The 22,169-nt window shown below is 44.9% G+C and carries 19 protein-coding genes; 6 read left to right on the plus strand and 13 right to left on the minus strand.

The genetic code is table 11. The features are described from left to right. The first annotated feature begins 339 nt into the window (after nucleotides 1–339). The 5 genes from QVO39_RS05645 to QVO39_RS05665 all read left to right on the plus strand — a co-directional run bounded on the left by QVO39_RS05645 (nucleotide 340) and on the right by QVO39_RS05665 (nucleotide 3,424). Nucleotides 340–978 carry a 50S ribosomal protein L25/general stress protein Ctc gene (locus QVO39_RS05645; protein WP_021903373.1) on the plus strand — a complete coding sequence of 213 codons (639 nt, stop codon included), beginning with the start codon at nucleotides 340–342 and terminating at the stop codon, nucleotides 976–978. Between the two features lie 87 nt (nucleotides 979–1,065). Beyond that, nucleotides 1,066–1,674 (plus strand): DUF3109 family protein, encoded by a 609-nt coding sequence (locus QVO39_RS05650; protein ID WP_021903374.1) that lies wholly within the window; start codon nucleotides 1,066–1,068, stop codon nucleotides 1,672–1,674. Beyond that, the gene (pth, locus tag QVO39_RS05655) at nucleotides 1,661–2,272 is read left to right on the plus strand and encodes an aminoacyl-tRNA hydrolase (protein ID WP_021903375.1); all 612 of its coding nucleotides are present in this window, start codon (nucleotides 1,661–1,663) and stop codon (nucleotides 2,270–2,272) included. Before QVO39_RS05650 ends, pth begins: the two co-directional genes overlap by 14 nt. Then, entirely contained in the window at nucleotides 2,250–2,705 is a 456-nt protein-coding gene (locus tag QVO39_RS05660; protein ID WP_018028223.1) for an RNA-binding S4 domain-containing protein, read from the plus strand. The genes pth and QVO39_RS05660 overlap by 23 nt, the downstream gene beginning before the upstream one ends. A gap of 29 nt (nucleotides 2,706–2,734) precedes the next feature. Continuing rightward, entirely contained in the window at nucleotides 2,735–3,424 is a 690-nt protein-coding gene (locus tag QVO39_RS05665) for a hypothetical protein (protein ID WP_021903376.1), read from the plus strand. 68 nt (nucleotides 3,425–3,492) lie between these two features. On the opposite strand, the gene QVO39_RS05670 is transcribed toward QVO39_RS05665, so the two are convergent. The 13 genes from QVO39_RS05670 to clpP all read right to left on the minus strand — a co-directional run bounded on the left by QVO39_RS05670 (nucleotide 3,493) and on the right by clpP (nucleotide 20,865). Then, nucleotides 3,493–5,004, minus strand: coding sequence for a GH3 auxin-responsive promoter family protein (locus tag QVO39_RS05670; RefSeq protein WP_021903377.1), 1,512 nt, complete (start codon nucleotides 5,002–5,004; stop codon nucleotides 3,493–3,495). A gap of 12 nt (nucleotides 5,005–5,016) precedes the next feature. Next, complete coding sequence (gene xseB / locus QVO39_RS05675) at nucleotides 5,017–5,259, minus strand: exodeoxyribonuclease VII small subunit (RefSeq protein ID WP_018028220.1); 243 nt, start codon at nucleotides 5,257–5,259, stop codon at nucleotides 5,017–5,019. After that, nucleotides 5,252–6,685, minus strand: coding sequence for an exodeoxyribonuclease VII large subunit (gene xseA / locus QVO39_RS05680; RefSeq protein ID WP_021903378.1), 1,434 nt, complete (start codon nucleotides 6,683–6,685; stop codon nucleotides 5,252–5,254). The genes xseB and xseA overlap by 8 nt, the downstream gene beginning before the upstream one ends. 6 nt (nucleotides 6,686–6,691) lie before the next feature. After that, a complete protein-coding gene (gene rdgB / locus QVO39_RS05685) occupies nucleotides 6,692–7,282 on the minus strand; it encodes an RdgB/HAM1 family non-canonical purine NTP pyrophosphatase (protein WP_021903379.1) in 591 nt (196 codons plus the stop codon). After that, a complete protein-coding gene (locus QVO39_RS05690) occupies nucleotides 7,279–8,253 on the minus strand; it encodes a YitT family protein (protein WP_018028217.1) in 975 nt (324 codons plus the stop codon). Before QVO39_RS05690 ends, rdgB begins: the two co-directional genes overlap by 4 nt. A gap of 26 nt (nucleotides 8,254–8,279) precedes the next feature. After that, nucleotides 8,280–11,072 carry a leucine--tRNA ligase gene (leuS, locus tag QVO39_RS05695; RefSeq protein ID WP_021903380.1) on the minus strand — a complete coding sequence of 931 codons (2,793 nt, stop codon included), beginning with the start codon at nucleotides 11,070–11,072 and terminating at the stop codon, nucleotides 8,280–8,282. A gap of 172 nt (nucleotides 11,073–11,244) precedes the next feature. Continuing rightward, entirely contained in the window at nucleotides 11,245–14,094 is a 2,850-nt protein-coding gene (gene gcvP / locus QVO39_RS05700) for an aminomethyl-transferring glycine dehydrogenase (protein WP_021903381.1), read from the minus strand. 75 nt (nucleotides 14,095–14,169) lie between these two features. Then, entirely contained in the window at nucleotides 14,170–14,793 is a 624-nt protein-coding gene (locus tag QVO39_RS05705) for an MBL fold metallo-hydrolase (protein ID WP_021903382.1), read from the minus strand. A gap of 8 nt (nucleotides 14,794–14,801) precedes the next feature. Beyond that, complete coding sequence (gene rsmG, locus QVO39_RS05710; protein WP_018028213.1) at nucleotides 14,802–15,449, minus strand: 16S rRNA (guanine(527)-N(7))-methyltransferase RsmG; 648 nt, start codon at nucleotides 15,447–15,449, stop codon at nucleotides 14,802–14,804. Continuing rightward, a complete protein-coding gene (locus tag QVO39_RS05715; RefSeq protein ID WP_021903383.1) occupies nucleotides 15,439–16,317 on the minus strand; it encodes a DUF3298 and DUF4163 domain-containing protein in 879 nt (292 codons plus the stop codon). The genes rsmG and QVO39_RS05715 overlap by 11 nt, the downstream gene beginning before the upstream one ends. 5 nt (nucleotides 16,318–16,322) lie before the next feature. Then, nucleotides 16,323–18,530, minus strand: coding sequence for a DNA helicase RecQ (gene recQ / locus QVO39_RS05720; RefSeq protein ID WP_021903384.1), 2,208 nt, complete (start codon nucleotides 18,528–18,530; stop codon nucleotides 16,323–16,325). 338 nt (nucleotides 18,531–18,868) lie between these two features. Continuing rightward, nucleotides 18,869–20,140, minus strand: coding sequence for an ATP-dependent Clp protease ATP-binding subunit ClpX (gene clpX, locus QVO39_RS05725; protein WP_021903385.1), 1,272 nt, complete (start codon nucleotides 20,138–20,140; stop codon nucleotides 18,869–18,871). Between the two features lie 17 nt (nucleotides 20,141–20,157). Further along, the gene (gene clpP, locus QVO39_RS05730) at nucleotides 20,158–20,865 is read right to left on the minus strand and encodes an ATP-dependent Clp endopeptidase proteolytic subunit ClpP (protein ID WP_288171818.1); all 708 of its coding nucleotides are present in this window, start codon (nucleotides 20,863–20,865) and stop codon (nucleotides 20,158–20,160) included. Between the two features lie 997 nt (nucleotides 20,866–21,862). Between clpP and QVO39_RS05735 the strand changes: the two genes are divergently transcribed. Continuing rightward, the coding region (locus QVO39_RS05735) for a cyclic nucleotide-binding domain-containing protein (RefSeq protein ID WP_288171819.1) at nucleotides 21,863–22,169 on the plus strand (307 nt) is incomplete at its 3' end.

The raw sequence follows: 22,169 nt of genomic DNA on the forward strand, positions 1-22,169 counted from the left end.
CGGTCAACGCTAATATATAGGACTGAATTCCAGTCGGTTGAAAAATCACTCTCGGTGGATCCACTTTAGCCAGATTCTTCACCTCATTTCACAGTCTAAATCTTTGGGTGGTGGAGTATCTCATGGGGGTAAATGGGATCAATTGGGATAGACCCCGATAAATAGGAGACCCCGCAGTTGACTCTCCTAATGCTTAACCCACTGATGTGTCACAGCAGATCTATGGCAGATATGCGAGATTATTAGTACCTTTGCAGTGCTTTTTCAGGAAAGCTCCCAGTGTGATGGGAAATTAGTGAAGAGGCTAATTTTGAGTAACACATTAATTTATCATTAGAAATGAAAACATTTCAACTAGCCGCCGAAGTTCGCGAGAGCAAAGGCAAGAAAGAGGCGAAGGCACTTCGCAAGCAGGGTCTAGTTCCTGCAGTGATTTACGGAGATGGCAAAGAGGCTACAATGCTTACCGTCAAGGAGAAGGATTTGAGAAATCTTGTATACACTCCTGATATTTTTGTCATTGAGCTCAATACAGGTGCAGGAGTACGCACATGTATCCTTCAGGATATTCAGTTCCACCCTGTTACTGATCATATTCTTCATATTGACCTTCTAGAGGTTTCAAAGGAGAAGCCAATCACTATGGAAGTACCTGTGGTGCTTGATGGCCACGCTGTCGGTGTACGTGCCGGTGGTAACCTCACTCTTGATATGCGTAAACTACGTGTGAAAGCGCTTTATGAGAATATCCCTGAGCGTCTACACATCGACGTGTCTAAACTTCAGATTGGCAAGACCATTCAGGTTGGGGATCTATCTTTCGACAATCTTGAATTGCTCAACTCTAAGAATGCTGTAGTTTGTGCCGTACGTGTCACTCGTACTTCTCGCTCTGCTGCTAGCAGCACCGAGGAGGAAGATGAGGAGACAACTGAGGAGTCTGCAGAGTCTGGTGACGCAGCACAGTCAGCGGAGTAATCGCATCTCAAGAAAACATTTACAGATAAGCGAAAAGACGGGTGCGAGTATATGCTACTTGCCCCGTCTTTTTTTTATAATTAATAGATGATCATTGTTGGAGATATCATAGTTAGCTCGGAAGTGTTAGAGACCTTCTTCTGCTGTGACCTCGAGGCTTGCCACGGAGCATGTTGCATCGAGGGAGAGTCTGGCGCCCCCATTGAGCGAGAGGAGGTGAAGATGATCTGCAATGCTTTCCCCAACGTCCAGAGGCTTTTACCTGAAAAGCACTTGAAGTATATTGAAGAGCATGGGCTAATGTACGAAGATGCCGATGGCGACTTGGTCACACAAATCATCGACGGAGAGCAGTGTGTATTTACATGCCTTGAGAGGGACCACTCCGTGCGGTGTGCTTTTGAGAAGTGCTATACAGAGGGGATTGATCGGTCTTTCTACAAGCCAATATCGTGTCATCTCTATCCAATCAGGGTATCGCAATTAAGGGATGGCAAGAAAGCACTCAACTACTCAAGGTGGGTGCCCATATGCGAACCAGCACGCGAGTTGGGTCGCAAGCTAAACCTCAGGGTGTATCAATTTTTGAAAGAACCTCTTATTAGAGCTTATGGAAAAGAATGGTATGAGCAACTTGTGGAGCAAGCTGAGCTCTATTTTCAGAACAAAGAAAAAAGGAGAGATGAATCCCAATAAGTTTTTAATCGTTGGGCTAGGAAATATTGGCTCGGAGTACGAAGGGACAAGGCACAATGCCGGCTTTATGATTGCTGATGCACTCGTTGGTGATCCCTTAAAATTTCAATCGCTGCGATATGGAAGTGTTGCTCGAGTGAAGATAAAGAATAAAGAGCTAGTCATCGTCAAGCCTTCTACCTTTATGAATCTAAGTGGCAACGCGGTTCGCTATTGGATGAAAGAGGAGGAGGTGCCACTTGAGCGTCTGCTGGTAATTGTCGATGAAATAGCACTGCCCTTTGGCACGCTTCGTCTCAAAGGGAAAGGAAGTGCAGGTGGGCACAACGGTCTTAAACATATTGAAGCCACGCTAGGCACCTCGGCCTATGCCCGACTAAGATTTGGAATAGGAAGCGATTATCCCAAGGGATCTCAAATTGACTATGTGCTCGGGACGTTTGATGATGATGAGCAGCAGCTCTTACCCGAGATCTGCAAGAATGGAGCAGAGATAGTTCGTTCATTTTGCCTGGCAGGGCTAGAGCGGACAATGAATCAATTCAATACCCACTCAAAGAAGAAGAGGAGAGAGGATGAGCGAACTACAGAGAATTGATAAGTGGCTATGGGCTACTAGAGTATTCAAGACACGCTCTATCGCGGCTGATGCTTGCAAAAAAGGGCGGGTATCTATCTCTGGACGTACTCTCAAACCCTCATCTATGATCAAGGTGGGTGATAGAATAGAGGTGAGGAAACCGCCCATGACCCTTTCGCTTGAGGTGCTTCAGCTTTTGAATAATAGAGTCGGACCAAAGCTAGTGCATATCTACCAAAGGAACCTGACCCCACAGAGCGAATATGACCTATGGGAGCTGCATAGAATGACTAGCCAAGCAGGCAGACGAAAAGGCACTGGCAGACCAACTAAAAAAGAGCGCCGAGACCTAGAGGAGTTTATACAGAGCGAAACAAATCCCAATTGGTTTATTGATTCGTTTGATGACGTGGATAACGACGACGATTGGACTGACTTTTGGGACGAATAAGCAAGGATTGATAGGAAAGATATAAGCATATGAAGAAAGAGAATAGACCATTCAAAAGAGTACCACTCACCATTCAGGAGATGATCGATGAAGCAAATCATCATCTAAAGATCAATGAGTGGGATGGCAAAAGGTTCAAAGGCCCATTGATGAATCACCCCCTAGTCACCAAAGAATTGACTGCTAGCCCCAACTACTTTAAGTTTGTCGCCCCTCAGCAATCCAAGTCTAGCATCAATACACTGCAAGTGGAGGTGAGGGAAAAGCTCTACCACCAGATTAAAGAGGGAGAGGTGACCATCATCTACAAGTTGGTAGACGAAAAGTCTATGCCCACCTACGTTGATGTACGAGAGTCCAAAGAAGAACTTATCCTGAACAACCCCAACCTTTTGGCTGAAGATGAGATCCGATTAGATGCTTACGCCCACGGCATCTTCGGCTTTGTACCAAGATACTACGATCAAATAGAGATAACTTGTAGCAAGGCGGATCAAAGCCTAACCTCACCAATACAGGGCGTTTGTTTTCTTCCAGAAGCCTACTACAAGGGTGGCGACTTCAGATGCGACTACTCTGAGCCAATCCCCGAACTAGCATGGGAAAAAGCCAAGGAGAAAGGCAAGCAAGCGATACAAGACCTACTCTACGACCCCAATGGCCCAGACACCAAGTGGTATATCGCCATCCAATTGGGTGAAATAAAAGAAGAGCAGTAGAGTTGGACATAGCAATTAAAAAAGAGACTTCATAGGGAAATACCCTAGAAGTCTCTTTATATATTTGTCTATTTATTCAGTTCTATTAGCTGGTCAAGAAGCGTTACATCGTTTTTAAGTCGGGGGATCTTATGCTGTCCGCCTAGCTTACCCTCTTTGATTAACCACTCTCTAAAGAGGTCCTTCTTGGCAATAACTAACTTTGGCATTAGCAGTGCCATATCGGCGTACCTTTTGGCATCATAATCACTATTGACCTTGCGGAGCTCTTTATCTAGTTGGTCCATAAAGAGAGTGGGATCGGATGGGGCTTTTTCAAACTCAATGACCCACTCGTGATAACCATTGGCTTTGTCCAGGTTAAATCGCGGACCTGCAGTATACTCTAGCACCGTAAGCCCCATATCACTGGCGACTGTGGAGATAGCATCATTGGCATTGTGCACCATAAGCTCTTCTCCAAAAGCATTGATGTAGCTGGCGGTGCGACCTGTGATGACGAACTTGTATGGGCTGAGCTCGGTAAACTGAATGGTGTCTCCTATCACATACCTATAAAGCCCGCCCAATGTGGAGATCACCATCGCATAATTGACGCCTTTCTGTACATCGCAAAGTGGTATGGCCGATCTCTCTGGGTCATCAAAGTGAGACATCGGGATGAATTCATAAAATATACCGTAGTCTTGCATCAGTAGCATAGACTTATCCGAAGGGTCGTTTTGGATGCCAAAGAAGCCTTCACTTGCATTGTAAGTCTCTCGATATTGCATCCTACTACTTGGGATAATGGATTGGTACTTATCTCTGTAAGGCTCAAAGCTGATGCCTCCATGAAAGAACACTTCGAGATTAGGCCAAACTTCAGAAAGGTTCTGCTTATTGGTCTTCTCTAAAATAGCCATAATGGTCTCAAGCATCCAACTCGGTACACCCGATAAGCTACCAACGTCCTCGCTGTGTACCTCCTCCACTATTTTCTGCATCTTGGATACCCACTCGCCCATTAGCAGTGTGCTTTTGGAGGGAACTCTATAAAGCTGGCCTAGCAATGGCATATTTTGGACTAGGATAGCTGATAGGTCGCCCGTATGAGTCCCCCGACCATACTGACTGGGGCTATGACTTCCACCAATAACTAAACTTTTATGTTTGAAAAACTGGCTATCGGGCCGTGTATCCAAATAGAGCCAAAGGGTATCGGAGGCGCCTCTATAGTGGCACTTTCGAAGATGAGAATTGGGAACAGGTAGGTATTTGCTCCGTCCACCTGATGTGCCACTTGATGTGGCAAACCACTGGCACTTTTCAGAAAAAAGCTGCTCTCTCTCTCCCTTAAGCATCTCCTCCACAAAGGTGCGAATATTTTCGTACTCCACAATTGGGATGCTCTTGCTAAATTCTTCGTATGATTGAATTGGCTTCTTGCTATACTTTGTGCTATAAGCTGTATTATTCAACCGCTTCAGCACCTGTGCTAGCTGAGCCATTTGTATGGAGTCGCTTTTTGTAGTGTATCGCTCTATCTTACGAAGGCGAAAAGACATTGCTTTATAGATGAAGGAGGTAATCAGATCCATAGTAATTGGGTATTACTGCTCTTGTGAATTGGTTTTTGATTCGTTTTGTTTCAATTCACTGAGGATATTATCCACCTCATCGCTTACCTTTGAGATCTCCTTTCGGCAGTGGGCAATTAAAGCTACCACCCTTTTGCTCTTGGCTAGGATTTGGTCAATAGGTAACTGCTGACTTTCCAACTCGTTTAGGATCGCTTCTGTCTCTGCAACCGCCTGATCGTACGTTAGCTCTATATCTGTATCTTGATTATTCATCTTCTTTTTTCTCTATAGATTGAATGTTTGTGGTAATCTCCCCATCAAGTAATAACACCTTTAGGCTATCTGATAATTGTAATGAATGGACACTTTGGATAGGCTCACCATTTTTCAACACTGGCAGAAAGCCGCGCTTCATAATATTTTGAGGACTATGTAGCTCAGCTATCCGCTCATACTGCACCTGAGTTTCGAGCATTTTCCGAGGCAAGTTTTTCAGCCAAGAAGTTAGCCTCTGAGAAAGGTAAGTAATCATCTGCGCCCCTTGGTGGTTCTTTGAATTGTGGAACTGTAGCAGATGCTCCAAGTGTAATTGATCAGAATGAACTCTATCTGTCTCAAGTCTTAGACGCAAGCTTAGTTTTCTCTCAAGAGAGTGGCTAAAGTCGCTGAGTTGGAGTAGTGATTTCCGTTCGATTTGGCCTAAAATAAGTTGGCTTCTCTGCGATAGGTAGTCTAGCTTTTGACTTGACTTCTCCATTGACTCGGTGAGGATAGCCTCAAGTCTGCTCTCAGCATTAAATAGCTGAGTAACGACTAGCTCCATTCGCCTTAGGAGAAAGTCGGCAACTGCGGTCGGCGTTTTTTGGGGTGTATGAGCAACCATATCGGCCACAGAGAGGTCTTTTTCATGACCTATACCGGTAATAATCGGTAGCGGAAAATTGGCAACAAGACTACAGAGTAAATAATCATCAAAGGCAGATAGATCCATCTTGCTTCCTCCACCTCGGATCATTACTACGGCATCAAAATCCTCAAGGTTTTCTGCGATCTTGGTAAGTGAGTTGGCAATAGAGGCGGTGGTTCCCTCACCCTGCATCATTGATGAAAACAGCGTAATCTTAAGAAGTCTACCGACTGGATTTTGGAAGATTTGCTTTTGAAAGTCGCCCCACCCTGCAGCTGTAGCGGATGTAATCACCGCCACTCTCTGGATAAGACTTGGAAGGTACTGCTGGCGATTTAGATCCCATATACCATCAGCCTTGAGTTTGTTGATGGTCTCCTGACGTAATCGCTCCAGATGTCCTAAAGTGTACTCAGGATTAATATCATAAATAGTCAGGGAAAGCCCATATTGAAGATGCATATCAACCTTCACTAGCATCATCAACTCCATTCCGAAAGTGATGGGTCCACCAGTCACTTGGTAGAAACGAGGCAGTACTTGCGAAGCACGACCCGACCATAGATTACCCCTTACGAATGCTTTCTTAATGCCATTCTGCGTCTCGACAAGATCAAAGTAGACATGCCCATTATGTGCAGACTGGCTGATATTAGAGACTTCGGCAGTGATCCAGTAGTAACCTCCAAGAGCATTATTAAGCACCCCCTTGACATAGCCCAATAGCTCGCTAAGCTTCATTGCTTGGAAGCTTTGTTGCTGTGGCTTTGAAAGTGGTGCATCGTATCCCATAATGAATTAATCCTCTTGATTTTTAAGAAAAGCTATCAGCTTCTGGATGGCCATTCCCCTATGGCTGATCTTGTTTTTCTCGGACTCGCTCATCTCTCCAAAGGTAATTGGATAGCCATTGGGCTGGAAAATAGGATCATATCCGAACCCCTCTGCACCAGTTTTATGATCAATAATTTGACCATTGACAACTCCTTCAAAGAGGTGCTCTTTGCCATCCAAGATAAGGGCGACCACCGTGCGAAAGCGAGCACTACGATTTTGAATACCTTGCAGTTCGCCTAGCAACTTTTGGATGTTATCCTCCGCTCTGCACTCTAGACCAGCATACCTTGCTGAGTAAACTCCAGGTCGGCCATTTAAGGCCTCTACCTCTAGCCCTGTATCATCGGCAAAGCAGTCTAAGCCGTGACGTGCATAGCCTTCTCGTGCTTTGATTAAAGCATTTTCAACCAAAGTATCACCCGACTCGACTATCTCCTCCATATCCCCCAACTCTACGAGCGAGGTGATTTCTAAAGCAGAGCCAGAAGATAAGAATATATCTCTTATCTCCTGGGCTTTATGTGGGTTATGGGTAGCAAATAACAGCTTCATCCTTTGAGCTCACTTGGATGATTAACAGTCTCCATTTCAGACTCTTTTAATGCCACTCCATCTGGAGCCTGTGTCTGAATCTTCTTCTTATTATTCACTTTGATCACATCAAATCCTTGACCATACACACCTCTAACGAGTGTCTGAGTGATGAAGGCATTGGGGTCTACATCCTTTACAATTCTAAAAATATTGATGCTCTCAGTCTTTTTAGCAATCACCATCAATACTTTAACTTCCTGGTGTGAGTAGGCTCCTTCACCATTTAAGAAGGTTACCCCTCTATTAACACCCTTGAGAATAGCATTGGCCATCTCTTGATGTTTCCTTGTAATGATGAAGAACTGCATACTCTGTCGTGACCCATTAAGGTAATAATCAACGGAGGAGTTGGTGATCAATACTTGTAGCATACTGAAGACCAATTTATCAGGGCTCTTAAAGATAAACCAGCTGGCAGTGATAGTAATCACATCAATGTAAATCAGTGCTCTACCGATAGAGACCTGTCTATACTTATTTATAATGGCCGCCACAATATCTGTACCTCCAGTAGATCCGTTCATGGAGAAGACAATTCCTAAGCTAATACCGATCATTATTGAACCAATAATCATCGCCAAAGCAGGATTATCTTGCAATGGGATCATATCATGATATGCAGGTAGGATATACTGCTCAATAGAGGTGGTAGAAAGGCCTAGGAAAGCGACGCTGTAAACAGTTTTAAGGCTAAAGCGCCATCCAAGTACCTTGATAGCCACTAATAGTAGTGTAAAGTTAATGGCGTTGTAAGGGACAGAGAAGGGAATGTCAAAACCCCAGCTAATCACTGATGCGATACCAGCAAGGCCTCCACTTGTAATCTTGTGGTAATAGATAAAGCAAAAATAGGAAACTAGATAGATCAGTAATCCTAATGTGATGAACACATAATCTTTGATTATGGACCAAGTTTTTTTCGACTGCATATTCTTATTATGGTATGAAAGTTAATTTATTTACTGGTAACAATATTGACTATTCGGCCAGGCACCACAATGATGCGAGCGATCGCCTTGCCGTCTAAGTATTTTTCTAGCTCAGGAGATTGGCATACCTCCTCCTCAATTTGTTCTTTGCTCATCTCTGCTGAAAGAGTTAGCTGAAAACGCACCTTTCCGTTGAAAGAGATCGGGTACTGTATCTCACTCTCCTTAAGATAAGCATCGTTGTGTACTGGATATGGAGCATCTACAATGCTCTCATTATGGCCTAGCAGATGCCACATCTCCTCCGCTAAGTGCGGCGCAAATGGTGCCAATAGCACGGTGAACTCCTCCAATATCTTACGGTTATTGCATTTAAGAGCAGTGAGGTCATTGATGCATATCATAAAGGCACTTACGCAGGTGTTGAAAGAGTAACTTTGAAGCCCTTGATTTACCTTCATAATACAAGTATGTAGCACCTTCAACTCCTTTGAAGTTGGCTTATCATCAGAAATTGAGAGCTGGTCACTGGAATCAAAGAGTAGTGCATAGGTACGACGTAGAAATCTGAAGACGCCGTCAATACCATTGGTATCCCAAGGCTTGGATTGGTCCAAAGGCCCCAAAAACATTTCGTATACTCTTAGTGTATCCGCCCCATATTCTCTAATAATATCATCGGGGTTGACCACATTGAGGTACGACTTACTCATCTTCTCCACGGCAAATCCACAAATGTAAGTGCCATCATCCTCAAGGATAAACTCTGCATCTGCAAATTCAGGCTTTGACTTTCTGAACGCTTCGATATCAAGGCGGTCATTGTGCACAATATGGATATCCACATGAATAGGCTGTACATCGTACTGCTCCTTTTTATTCAAGCTCACATATTGATTGCTTCCTTTAATACGGTATACGTAGTTGGAGCGTCCTTGGATCATTCCCTGATTTACTAACTTCTTAAAGGGCTCTTCCTCGCAGACATAGCCTAAGTCGTAAAGGAACATATTCCAAAAGCGGCTGTAGATCAAGTGACCTGTAGCGTGTTCGGAACCACCAAAATAGATATCTACCTCCCTCCAATATTCATTTTTATCCTTTGAAACAAGAGCAGTATCATTGTGCGGGTCCATATATCGGAGGTAATATGCAGAGCTTCCTGCAAAGCCAGGCATAGTGCTTAGCTCAAGCGGATACCCCTCTTCTGTAGTCCAATTCTTGGCTCTACCGAGTGGTGGCTCACCACTATCTGTAGGTAAAAACTTATCAACCTCAGGCAAGATTAAAGGTAGCTTGCTCTTGTCCAAAGCATAGGGCATCCCCTCTTTATAGTAGATAGGGAAAGGCTCGCCCCAATATCTCTGACGTGAAAATATAGCATCACGTAATCGATAGTTAACCTTACGGCATCCTATCTTCTGTGCCTGTAAGAAGTCGATCATTTTATAGATCGCTTCTTTCACCTTTAAGCCATTAAGAAAGTCGGAGTTAATCATCACCCCTTCTTGACTATCTACAGCCTCCTCCCACTCATTAGGATCCTCGGCGATTTCAACCCCTTTAGGCTTCACTACAGGAATAATTGGTAGCTCAAAGTGCTTAGCAAAAGCAAAGTCTCTTGTATCGTGGCCTGGCACCGCCATCACCGCACCAGTACCATAACCCGCCAGTACATAGTCGCTTATCCAAATTGGGATAGGAGACTTAGTGACTGGGTGAATCGCATACCCTCCACTGAAGACACCGCTCACAGAGTGGTCAATCATTCGCTCTCTCTCAGTACGCTTCTTGGTCCTATCCAGGTATTCCTGTACTTGCTCAGCCTGCTCAGGAGTGGTCACCTTACTTACCAATTCACTCTCAGGAGCCAATACCATAAAGGTCACACCAAAAAGTGTATCAGGTCGTGTGGTGAATACTGTGATAGCCTCCGAGCAATCTTGGAGCTGGAATTGCACTAACGCTCCTGAAGACTTGCCAATCCAATTCCTTTGAGTCTCCTTCAGAGAGTTGCTCCATTCCAGTTTGTTCAGCCCCTCAAGTAATCTATTGGCATAAGCCGATACGCGCAATTGCCATTGCTTCATCAGCTTTTGCTCTACGGGAAAGCCACCACGTACCGAAAGGCCTTCGCTTACCTCGTCATTGGCAAGTACCGTTCCAAGACCAGCACACCAATTCACCATCGTTTCACCTTGATAGGCGATACGATAGTTCATCAGCACCTCTTGCTGTTCGATTTCACTCTTAGAACGCCATTCATCTGAAGTAAAACTCAGCTCTTCGCTACATGCCACATCAAGCCCCTCCGTACCACATTGCTCAAAGTGCTTGATCAGTTCTGTGATTGGTTGGGCTTTTTCAGCGACATTATCATAGTAGCTTTCAAACATTTCAATGAATGCCCACTGAGTCCACTTATAAAACTTTGGATCGCAAGTCATCACCTCCCTACTCCAATCATAGCTAAAGCCGATGCTATCAAGTTGCTCACGATACCTCTTGCTATTAATTTGAGTCGTCTTTTCTGGGTGTTGCCCTGTCTGAATAGCATATTGCTCAGCTGGCAAACCAAAGGCGTCGTAACCCATAGGGTGGAGTACATTATACCCTTTATGTCGCATATATCGACTTAGGATGTCACTGGCAATATACCCGAGTGGATGTCCCACATGTAATCCAGCTCCAGAGGGATAAGGAAACATATCCAAGATATAAAACTTAGGTTTAGAGGCCTCCTCAGTCACCTTGTATATCTTGTGCTCCTTCCAATACTGTTGCCACTTATTTTCTATCTCTGTAAACTTGTACTCCATACGACTAAAATAACAATATCACACTCCCCTACAATTATTGTGCAAAGTTACTCAATTCAGCTTGTATTGCCTAATGTTTGGGGCCCAATAAAATACATAAACGAAAATAGGGGCAAAGCATTTCTGCCTTGCCCCTAAATATCAGTATAGTTATTACGTCCAAAGATACGGACTAAAACTCACAGCATGAATAGGTAGCAACAAGGTTGCGGTCACCAAATCCATTATCTGCTCTACCCACATTAGTCCAATACTTATCATCCTTTAGATATGGTAGTGCAAAGGCAGCCTTTTCACGTGAATATGGATGGGTCCAATTATCACCAGCCACCTCGTATAGTGGGTGAGGAGCATTCTTCAGAACGTTATCCTCCTTATCGGCAGTACCATTAGCCACTTCTTGGATTTCATCCCAAATCGTTTCCAGCACACTGATAAAGCGATCTAGCTCAGCAAGCGACTCACTCTCGGTAGGCTCAATCATTAGTGTACCGTGAACTGGGAATGATAGCGTAGGTGCATGGTAGTTAAAGTCCATCAGACGCTTAGCGATATCATTTTCGTCAATACCGCTCATCTCCTTTACCTTGCGGCACTCAAGAATCAGCTCGTGACCTACATATCCAGTATGTCCACTATAAGTAATACCATAAGTATCCTTCAGCCTAGACGCCATATAGTTGGCATTGAGGATTGCTGTACTGGTTGCACGCTTTAGACCCTCACGACCTAGCATACGGATGTAGGCATAGGTAATTCCCACAATTGCAGCACTACCAAATGGAGCAGCAGCTACAGGGATAAAGTCGTGCCCATAAGCTACAGCGTGGCTTGGCAAATAAGGCTTTAGCTTCTCAGTAACGCATATTGGACCCTCGCCTGGACCGCCACCTCCGTGAGGTATAGCAAAGGTTTTATGCAGATTGAGGTGGCATACATCAGCACCCATAAATCCAGGATTGGTATAACCGACCTGTGCATTCATATTGGCACCGTCCATATATACCAGGGCACCACACTCATGTACCGTATCAATCAACTTACGTATTTCTGCCTCAAAGATACCGTGGGTACTAGGATAGGTAATCATAGTTGCAGCCAAGCGGTCTTTATTATCCGTAGCCTTCTTCACAAAGTCATCCACATCAATATTACCATCGGCATCCGTATCGGCAATGATTATTTCGTATCCTGCTAATGATGCTGTTGCAGGGTTGGTACCGTGTGCTGAGGCTGGCAGTATGATAAGGTCACGCTGAGTCTCTCCCTGAGCCTTGAGATACTCAGTGATGACACGAATACCTGAGTACTCACCAGCCGCACCAGAATTTGGCATAAACGACACTCCTGGTAGACCCGTGATAGTACCTAGCAAGCTGGCTGTATTATCTAGCATTTCAATATACCCCTCCGTCTGATCTGCAGGAGCATAAGGGTGGATAAAGGCAAATTGAGGATTAGAGAGGATAAAGAGCTCTGCAGCAGCATTGAGCTTCATCGTACAAGAGCCCAAAGAGATCATGCTCTGTGCTAGTGAAATATCCCTCTTCTCTAGTCGCTTAATGTAGCGCATCAGCTCCGTCTCAGTATGGTACTTTTGGAATACCTCAAACTGTAGAAAGTCGCTTGCTCTACGGAACTGCTCCTCCACTTGAATGTACTCATTTGGTAACTCAGGCGTAGGCACCTCAATACCCTTAGCAGTAGCAAAAATATAGTATAGAGTACCAAGGTCGGATAGCAGTGTTGTCTCATCTACACTAATACCAATCGCCCCATCCTCATAGTACCTGAAGTTCACTTGGCAATCAAGAGCGATCTCCCTAATCTTGCTTTGCTCATCTTTGCTCAACCCAGTGATATAAAGGGTATCAAAGAATTGCTTGTTGGACTGAGTATAGCCCATTTTAGCTAGTGTTTTGCTGAGTACTACAGCATAAGTATGGATTCGGCCAGCTATATCCTTAAGGCCTTCAGGGCCATGATACACAGCATAGAAAGAATTCATCGTGGCGAGCAAAGCCTGTGCTGTACAGATATTTGAGGTGGCTCTTTCACGCTTGATATGCTGCTCACGCGTCTGTAGTGCTAGGCGGAAAACATTCTTTCCATTAGGATCCTTAGAGATACCTACAATACGCCCTGGAATTACGCGCTTGTACTCATCGGTAGAAGCCAAATACCCAGCAGAAGGACCTCCGAAGTACATAGGCACTCCAAACCTCTGAGCTGAGCCAAAGACAATGTCCGCGCCAATCTCACCTGGAGGAGTGAGCAGCACGAGCGACATAAGGTCTGCAGCCACAGCCACCTTAATCTCCTTCTCCTTAGCTTTTGCGATAAACTCCTTATAGTCCTTTATCTCACCGTGGTCATTAGTATATTGTACGATAGCACCAAAGTAGTCCTCTGCGAAGTCAAAGTCAGAAGCCTTACCCTCCACTACCTCAACATTCCAGCGGGCTGCACGAGTACGGATCACACCCTTTGTAGAAAGGAATAGATCATCGGCAATAAATAGCTTATTAGCATTTTTACGCTTTCTACTTCTAATATTCAACAACATAGAGGCTGCCTCCGCACCAGAAGTAGCTTCATCTAGTAGCGAGCAATTGGTTAGAGGAAGGCCTGTAAGCTCCGTAATCACGGTCTGGAAGTTAAATAGAGCCTCAAGGCGACCTTGAGAAACCTCTGCCTGATAAGGAGTATAAGAGGTGTAATACCCTGGATTCTCAAGCACATTACGCTGGATAACAGCTGGTGTATAGGTATCATACCATCCCATACCGATATACGAGGTAAATACCTTATTTTTCTGTCCGAGTTCATTGATATGCTCTATCAGCTCCCGCTCCGTCATAGGCTCAGGTAGGTCCAGCTCCTCCTTGAGCCTAATATTGGCAGGATAAACCTTATCCAAGAGCTTATCAATGCTCTCTACCCCGATGCTCTTCAGCATCTTCTGCTCATCATCGTGGTTGGTTACCCCCACGTGACGAATTGTAAAATCATTGGTGTTCATACGCATTTGTTTTTATCTTGTAAAGTGTTGTTTGTCATCAGTTATATAACAGATTTAGGCCTCTTATTGTTGTGTTCAAAAATTAGCTCTTTCTGCCTTAATCGTTGTCTCTGGACCATGCCCCGATAGCACCACCGTCTCCTCTGGTAATTGCAATAATTGGCCTATTGAGTTCATCAACGTGCCATAATCTCCACCCCATAAGTCATAGCGCCCCATTCCATTCTTAAATAGCACATCACCGCAGAGCATTACCCCACTAGTGGAGTCGTAAAAAGTCACATGCCCTGGCGAGTGTCCAGGGGTCTTCAGCACCTCCAGCGTCGTATTACCGAAGTGCACAGGACCCTTCAACGGCTTTGGAGTAAAAGAAAAACTACCTTCCTCAGCAGGAATACCAAAGGCCACTAATTGCTGCTCAATAGAAGGGAGCCGCGAAATCTCGAGCGAAGTCGCTTCCGTTTCAATCCCGAAGTGCTCCTCTATAAACCTTGCCCCTAGCACATGGTCAAAGTGCAAGTGCGTCGCCAACGACCGCTCCAGTTGCAATTGGTGTTGTTCCATAAAGTTGCAGAGCATTTGGCACTCCCTTTCATTCGAAAAGCCAGGGTCAATGATACAAGCAATATTGGTCTCATCCCATAGAAGGTAGGAATTGACCTGTACCATATTCACCGTAAACCGCTTATATTGTAGCATAATAGAGATTATCTAACAGGGTAATAAACTATCTTCTTCGTCTCAAAAAAAGGCAAATCTGGCAAATAAGTACTCAGTTCCACCTCCTTAATCGACTTGCGAAATGGCTTTAGCTCCTCCGTAAGATCACCGCCTTTGAGCGCAATCACCCCATTTCTCAAGGTATTAGATTGGTCGCTCGTATCAATGATATCCTCTCCAATACGAACTAGATTCTTCATAGGCATCGCTGCACGACTAACGATAAAATCAAAGAACCCTGCTCCCATATCTTCAGCCCTCGATTGTAGCACCAAAGTATTTCTTAGCCCTATAGCCTCTTTAATACTTGTTGCCACTTTCACTTTCTTGCCGATGCTATCAATAAGCGTAAATTGGCATTCGGGGAACAGGATAGCCAAAGGAATTCCAGGCAAACCGCCCCCCGTACCTACGTCTAGAATAGCGGTCATCGGCTTGAAATCGGTATACAAACCGATGCTCATCGAGTGCAGAATATGATTAACCACTAGATTATCAATATCCTTCCGTGAGATCACATTGATCTTTTCGTTCCATTCCTTATAAAGTGCTGGAAGCGCCTCCAGCTGCTCCCACTGCTTCTCCGAAAGATTGGGGAAATACCTTCCAATTACCTCCCTTATTTCACTCGCCATGCTTTCCAAGTCTCTTGTATTCATTAGTAAAGTAAGGGGCCAATTCGTCGTAAGATAGATGCAACTCTATCGGACCAGTTGAGTAAGTTGCCAATTCGTATGGATTGTAGTAAAACGTAATGCCATCCTTATCAAAATAGAGATTATTGGTCACTTCTAAGGCATGATAATTGAAGACCCCCTTATACTCAAGTTCTTCACGTGTTTCCACCTCAAAAGAGTGCATCAAAGCATTAAATAACAGGTCGAGCAAATCCTCATCATTAGGCTCCTTGAATAGCGACGAAACAGTAATTAACGCCTTATCATTTAGATTATAATTAAGGGTAGAAGCGAACTGATTGGCATGTGCGCCACCTGAGTATTCAATTGTCTTCGAAATCAAAGACAAAATACCATGCTCCGAATAAGTAATACTATCGCTATACTCATACTCTCGGCTGAAAACGCTGTAGGAGCCAACATCAAAGTTGAGCTTTTTAGCCTGCTCTAAGTCGAGCTTATAATCTCCCACCTGCTCTTCCACATACTTTTCGAGATGAGCCCTTACTCCCTCTTTTGAAAAGTCTTCCAAAGGAGCCGGATAAATTCGCTGCGCTATAGACTTCACCAAGCTGTCTCGTATCTCGGTATAGTTATTATCCGAAAAAGTCGGATACGACATTTTTATATCTACTTTACACGATGGCATGGCATCATCGCCTTCCCACTCTTCAAGCACGTAAGGGTCAATATACTCAGTCGATGCCTCTACAGCCTCCCAAGTAACCAAGCCGTCAAGCGAATCAATCTGCTTACTTTTCGTACAAGAGACTTGGGCTAGCAATAAAGTCCCCACCAGCGCCCCAATTACCCTATTTCCTTTCATATAACTTAGTTCGCCATCTCCGAAATAAACTTCACTCTAATCAGCCTTATCTCCTCCTCTTCATATACTCCCAATTCACTCATAGCCGTCTCAATATCGTCCGTCACTGAGTGCTTGAAATAGTCAAAGATCTCATCAATAGCCTCCTCCTCCATTACATCGCTAATAAAGTAGTTGATATTGATTTTCGTGCCGCTATATACGATTGCCTCCAGCTCACTGAGCAATTCGGGAAAGTCGAGATTGTAAGTATTGGCAATATCCTCTAGGGATACCTTTCGGTCGATCATCTGCACGATAGAGACCTTTAGCTTCGACTTATTAGGCACCGTACGAATACGGATATCTTCAGGGCGGTCTATTTCATTATCATGTACATACTCACTAATGACCTCCAAAAATGGCTTGCCATACTTCTTTGCCTTACTCAGTCCTACCCCCGAAATATTCTGGAGCTCCATTTCATTGATAGGATAAAAAGTAGCCATATCTTGTAGGCTCGATTCCTGAAAAATCACATAGGGAGGCAGATCCAACTGCTTCGCCATCTTCTTCCTCAGGTCTTTTAGAATTGAGAATAACTGTGGATCAGCCACTCCTGCGCCTCCAGTAGCACTCTCCTCTGTGGGGATCTCTAAGTTATCATCATCCTCTATATGTATCTGGAAAGATTTTGGGCTCTTGATAAAGGTTTTCCCCTTTTTGGTGAGCTCCACCACGCCAAAACGCTCTACATCCTTCTCAATATAACCATCAATCAGAGCTTGCTGTAGGATCGTTTCAACCACCTCCACCTCCATATCACTACAGCAGCCAAACTCTTCTAATTCGGTGTGGCAAAAGTTCTCAATATCGGCACTATCCACACCCATTACAAAGTTGATAATATACTCCGTCTTAAATTCCTCCTTCAAACTCTTGATCGCCTGAAGAATAGATCGTAATTCATTTTTTGCTTCCACAGATTTTCTATGACTCAAACAATTATCGCAGTTATGACAATTATCAAAATGATACTTTTCACCGAAATAATGTAGTATATACTTTCTTCGACATATCGGAGAGGTCGCATAGCCAGTGATCTCATCAAGTAGCTGGCGACCCACCTCACGCTCATTATTACTTTTGTTTTTGCTCTGTAAGAGCTTTCGGAGCTTCTGGATATCCTCATCGCAGTAGTATGCAATGCAAATTCCTTCGCCTCCATCTCTCCCCGCCCTTCCCGTCTCCTGATAGTAGCTCTCCAAGCTTTTCGGGATATCATAGTGGATCACATATCGCACATCTGGCTTGTCAATCCCCATGCCAAATGCGATGGTAGCTACAATCACATCAATATCCTCACTGATAAAGGAGTCTTGTGCCTCTGCACGCACTCCACTCTCCATACCCGCATGGTAAGCCATCGCCTTGATGCCATTCGTTTTCAGCACCTCTGCAAATAGCTCCACCTTACGCCGGCTCATACAGTAAACGATGCCAGTCTTACCCTCATGTGCTTTAATAAACTTAATGATATCCTTATCAATATCCTCATCCTTTTTCCGTACCTCATAGTACAGATTGGGACGGTTAAAAGAGCTCATAAAGATATTGGGCTGCTTCATCTCCAAGCACTTAATGATATCCTCCTGCACCACAGGCGTGGCAGTAGCGGTAAGAGCGATAATCGGGCGTACCATAATCTCCTCCACCACCTCTCGTATCCTTCGATACTCTGGGCGAAAGTCATGACCCCACTCCGAAATACAGTGTGCCTCATCTACGGCATAAAATGAGACGTTAATCTCATGCAGCAGATCCACATTTTCTTTCTTTGTCAGGCTCTCAGGTGCCACATAAAGCATCTTCGTCACCCCACTTCTCAGGTCATCATGCACCTGCTCTAACTGAGCTTTAGAGAGAGAGGAATTCATAAAATGCACAATCCTCTCATCACTTGCATTGGCACGCAATGCATCTACCTGATTTTTCATCAAGGCAATCAATGGAGAGATGATGATAGCCGTCCCGTCCAATACTAGAGCAGGCAATTGATAGCAGAGCGACTTACCACCACCAGTGGGCATCAAGACAAAGGTGTCTTGCCCCCCCAATACACTGCTGATGATTTCAAATTGCAAGTCCTTAAAGGCATCAAAGCCAAAAAACTGCTTCAACACCTTAAACAATTTAGCTTTCAATTGGCTATCAATAGTATCTAGAGCATTCATAGAGAGTTCTCCTAAAAAACACTTAATTCATAAGTCCTAAAAACTTCCAATGCTTAAAGGTACCAAAAAAAGTTGATACCACCTACAAATACCACACCACTCAAAAAATAAACTCCACCACCCTCCCCACTACAAGGGTCTCCGAGGAGATCCGATTTGTTGTAGCCCCCATGTCGGAGGGGCGATAGCTCCGACCGACTGGGAAGAACCCCATACCCCATCTTCCACGACGCCTTGTGAGTTGGGCACCCCACCAGGCTCAAAATTAAAAAGCCTTGCGTCACCTTCTATCGGTCGTCAGACCTGTCCGATCAGGCACCGCCCAAAAAGGGCATACCCTATTCACCCAAGATCTCCTCCGCCATCTTAGCCGTCACCCGCACCTTCTTTTTAGAAGATGATGGAGCTTCATACATCACATCTCGCATAAGCTCCTCAAATATCGAGCGTAGCCCTCTAGCCCCTGTCTTTAGAGCAATAGCTCTATCCACAATCAGCTCATACACTGCATCATCTATCTCCAGAGTGATACCCTCTAGCGACATCAACTTTTGATATTGCTTCGCGATCGCATTCTTTGGCTCCGTCAGTATCGACTTCAGTGCCTCCCGACCAAGTGGGGTCAGATAAGTGAGCACCGGTACCCTACCGATCAGCTCGGGGATCAATCCGAATGACCTCAAGTCGGCAGGCTCAACATACTTCAGTAGGCTCTCGTCATCACTATCGAGGTGACGATGGCTCAATTTATTTGCATAGCCCACCACACGAGTATTCTTGCGCTTAGCGATTTTCCGCTCAATGCCTTCAAACGCACCTCCACAGATAAAGAGGATATTCTCCGTATTCACTAGCACCATCTTCTGCTCCGGATGCTTACGACCTCCCTCAGGTGGTACATTCACATCGGCACCCTCCAATAGTTTCAGGAGCCCCTGCTGTACCCCTTCACCCCCCACATCGCGGGTGATACTGGGGTTATCCGCCTTGCGGGCGATCTTATCCATCTCATCTATAAAGACGATTCCACGCTCCGCCGCCTGCACGTCATAGTCTGCCACTTGTAGCAATCGTGAGAGGATACTCTCCACATCCTCCCCCACATAGCCAGCTTGGGTAAATACAGTCGCATCCACAATGGTAAATGGCACCTTGAGCATCCTTGCAATCGTCTTGGCGATTAAAGTCTTACCTGTGCCAGTAGGTCCTACCATCATGATATTGCTCTTTTGGAGCTCTACATCATGAGCATCGCCACTATTCAGCTTAGTTTTCGAAGCATTTTGCTCGTTGTAGATCAGTCGCTTATAATGATTGTAGACAGCCACGGATAGGGTCTTCTTTGCCTCCTCCTGCCCAATTACATACTGGTCTAGAAAAGCAACCATCTCACGAGGTTTAGGCAGCTCATCCATACTTGGCAGAGCGAACCTCCCCCTATGCGCTTGCTGATGCCGCACCTCTTCTACCGCCTTATGAACCGTAGTAGCACACTCATCGCAGAGATTTCCCACCGGCCCAGGCACCAAGAAGTCCACCATACTAGCAGGCCGCCCACAGATATCACACCGCTCCTCCTGATTGTGCTCCGAATGATTTCGTTTTGCCATTGATACAATATAGACTATTACTTAGTTTCTTTCCGAAGTACCTTATCCACCGCACCGTAGGCGAGCGCCTCATCGGCAGTCATCCAGTAGTCGCGGTCACTATCATTGGCAATCTCCTCTACCGTCTTGCCAGTATGTCGGCTAAGGATCTCAAAGAGCTCCTGCTTCACCTTGATGATCTCCCGCACCGTGATCTCCATATCCGATGCCTGACCCTGAGCACCGCCCAGCGGTTGGTGTATCATCACCCTGGAGTGAGGGAGCGCATACCGTTTTCCCTCTGTTCCAGCCACTAATAATACCGCGCCCATACTTGCCGCCATTCCAGTGCAAATAGTGCTCACATCACAATTGATATACTGCATCGTATCATAGATCCCATAGCCAGCATATACGGAGCCACCAGGACTATTAATGTAGAGCGAAATATCCTTGCCAGGGTCGCTCGTCTCTAGGAAGAGCAGCTGTGCCTGCACCACATTGGCCACGTAATCATTAATGCCGGAGCCAAGAAAGATAATCCTATCCATCATCAATCGACTAAATACATCCATCTGTGCCACATTCATCTGCCGCTCCTCTATAATGGTGGGGGAGATATACCCCTCCGCTACAGCACTGCTGCTGACCATCTTAGTATAGTCACTCACCAATTGAGAATTAATCCCATGATGCTTATGTGCATACAATTCAAACTCCCGCCCCATCTCTTGATTACTCAACATAGTCATATACTCATATATATATTATTCACACTTTCAAAGGACAACCTACTAAGCGAAAGCTATCTGCCCTCACTTTGTCACCTACCCTTTTGATGAGCAAACTTATATATAAATAGTGAGATCCACACCCGTTTCACTATTAAAGCTTCAAAAAAAAATAGACCCTCGGAGGTAAAGTGGTGCATCAAGGTTTTAATATTTAGGGAAAATAGCAAGACAACATCTCGCCTCACCCCTTCCCCAACCAACCTTTCGGTTTTCACATTAGGTTCCACTTTGACGAAGGAGAGAGTGGCGGGGAAGGGCATTATAAATACCAGTCATAGGAACTATATCAGTATCAAATCCATACTTACCACCACGAGGTACTACAATGAGAATGTTGCACGAAGTGCCATTCTCGCACATTTGCTTTCAAATGTGCTGAGACTTTGAACGAAGGATGAGATGCAAGGCGCTTCGAGACTTTGTACGAAGGATGAGATACAAGGCGCTGAGGATGAGGGTGAATGGAGCGTACTCACGTACGTGACCGAACCCGAATTCCGATAGCAACGCCGCAGATCGCCTTCGTGCAACAGTCTCTACAATATTCGACCCACATAACAAGGTGAAAATCCACCTAAAATAGGGGGCATAGAGACCCTAGTCGCAATTGCCTAAAACTCAACACTATATAAAATCGCTTACTGAGTTGCAAGAAAGCTTTTGCTTTGTTGCAACTCGGAAAATGCTTAGTTGCATCTCGCCGATTGCTTAGTTGCATCTCATTTTTCACTCTACTAGGATAGAGCTTTTATGGAGGCCTTAGCGTTATTCATCTACCTTTGTGTATACGCCCATTCAAGCCCTCTCTCTATGAGCTATTCAACGCTTGGTACTCAGGTGCCTGCTCTTAGGTAGGAGCGACGTACAACGCGACCTCTGGCACAAAGGTGCCAGAGAGGTATGATGAGGTAAAAAATTGGTACCTTTGTAGGAGGTTTAGAGAGATGTGATGAAAGAAAGAAGTGAAGTAAAGAAGGAGCATAGCCCGCACCTATCAAATATTATGCCACAGCTTTGGGGGCTTCTCTCGGATCATGAGCGGGAGGAGCTCTTGATCTGGAGCAGTTACTATATCTATAAACGTGGTGAGGTGATCTATGATGCTACGGTAATTCCGCAGAATGCATTTATCTTGGTGGATGGGCAGGTGAAGGTGACGCAGGAGGCTGACCGCACTCAGATACTCAGTCTCGTTAGGGCACGTGAGTTTTTTGGTTATGAAGCCTACTTTGCACGAGAGAACCCGCTAACGAGTG

This window comes from Porphyromonas sp. CAG:1061, from assembly GCF_000435035.1.
GTDB lineage: Bacteria > Bacteroidota > Bacteroidia > Bacteroidales > Porphyromonadaceae > Porphyromonas_A > Porphyromonas_A somerae.

Coding starts and splice junctions, on each gene's coding strand:
- QVO39_RS05645 (WP_021903373.1), top strand. CDS start 340: ATGAAAACATTTCAACTAGCCGCCGAAGTTCGCGAGAGCAAAGGCAAG.
- QVO39_RS05650 (WP_021903374.1), top strand. CDS start 1,066: ATGATCATTGTTGGAGATATCATAGTTAGCTCGGAAGTGTTAGAGACC.
- pth (WP_021903375.1), top strand. CDS start 1,661: ATGAATCCCAATAAGTTTTTAATCGTTGGGCTAGGAAATATTGGCTCG.
- QVO39_RS05660 (WP_018028223.1), top strand. CDS start 2,250: ATGAGCGAACTACAGAGAATTGATAAGTGGCTATGGGCTACTAGAGTA.
- QVO39_RS05665 (WP_021903376.1), top strand. CDS start 2,735: ATGAAGAAAGAGAATAGACCATTCAAAAGAGTACCACTCACCATTCAG.
- QVO39_RS05670 (WP_021903377.1), bottom strand. CDS start 5,004: ATGGATCTGATTACCTCCTTCATCTATAAAGCAATGTCTTTTCGCCTT.
- xseB (WP_018028220.1), bottom strand. CDS start 5,259: ATGAATAATCAAGATACAGATATAGAGCTAACGTACGATCAGGCGGTT.
- xseA (WP_021903378.1), bottom strand. CDS start 6,685: ATGGGATACGATGCACCACTTTCAAAGCCACAGCAACAAAGCTTCCAA.
- rdgB (WP_021903379.1), bottom strand. CDS start 7,282: ATGAAGCTGTTATTTGCTACCCATAACCCACATAAAGCCCAGGAGATA.
- QVO39_RS05690 (WP_018028217.1), bottom strand. CDS start 8,253: ATGCAGTCGAAAAAAACTTGGTCCATAATCAAAGATTATGTGTTCATC.
- leuS (WP_021903380.1), bottom strand. CDS start 11,072: ATGGAGTACAAGTTTACAGAGATAGAAAATAAGTGGCAACAGTATTGG.
- gcvP (WP_021903381.1), bottom strand. CDS start 14,094: ATGAACACCAATGATTTTACAATTCGTCACGTGGGGGTAACCAACCAC.
- QVO39_RS05705 (WP_021903382.1), bottom strand. CDS start 14,793: ATGCTACAATATAAGCGGTTTACGGTGAATATGGTACAGGTCAATTCC.
- rsmG (WP_018028213.1), bottom strand. CDS start 15,449: ATGGCGAGTGAAATAAGGGAGGTAATTGGAAGGTATTTCCCCAATCTT.
- QVO39_RS05715 (WP_021903383.1), bottom strand. CDS start 16,317: ATGAAAGGAAATAGGGTAATTGGGGCGCTGGTGGGGACTTTATTGCTA.
- recQ (WP_021903384.1), bottom strand. CDS start 18,530: ATGAATGCTCTAGATACTATTGATAGCCAATTGAAAGCTAAATTGTTT.
- clpX (WP_021903385.1), bottom strand. CDS start 20,140: ATGGCAAAACGAAATCATTCGGAGCACAATCAGGAGGAGCGGTGTGAT.
- clpP (WP_288171818.1), bottom strand. CDS start 20,865: ATGTTGAGTAATCAAGAGATGGGGCGGGAGTTTGAATTGTATGCACAT.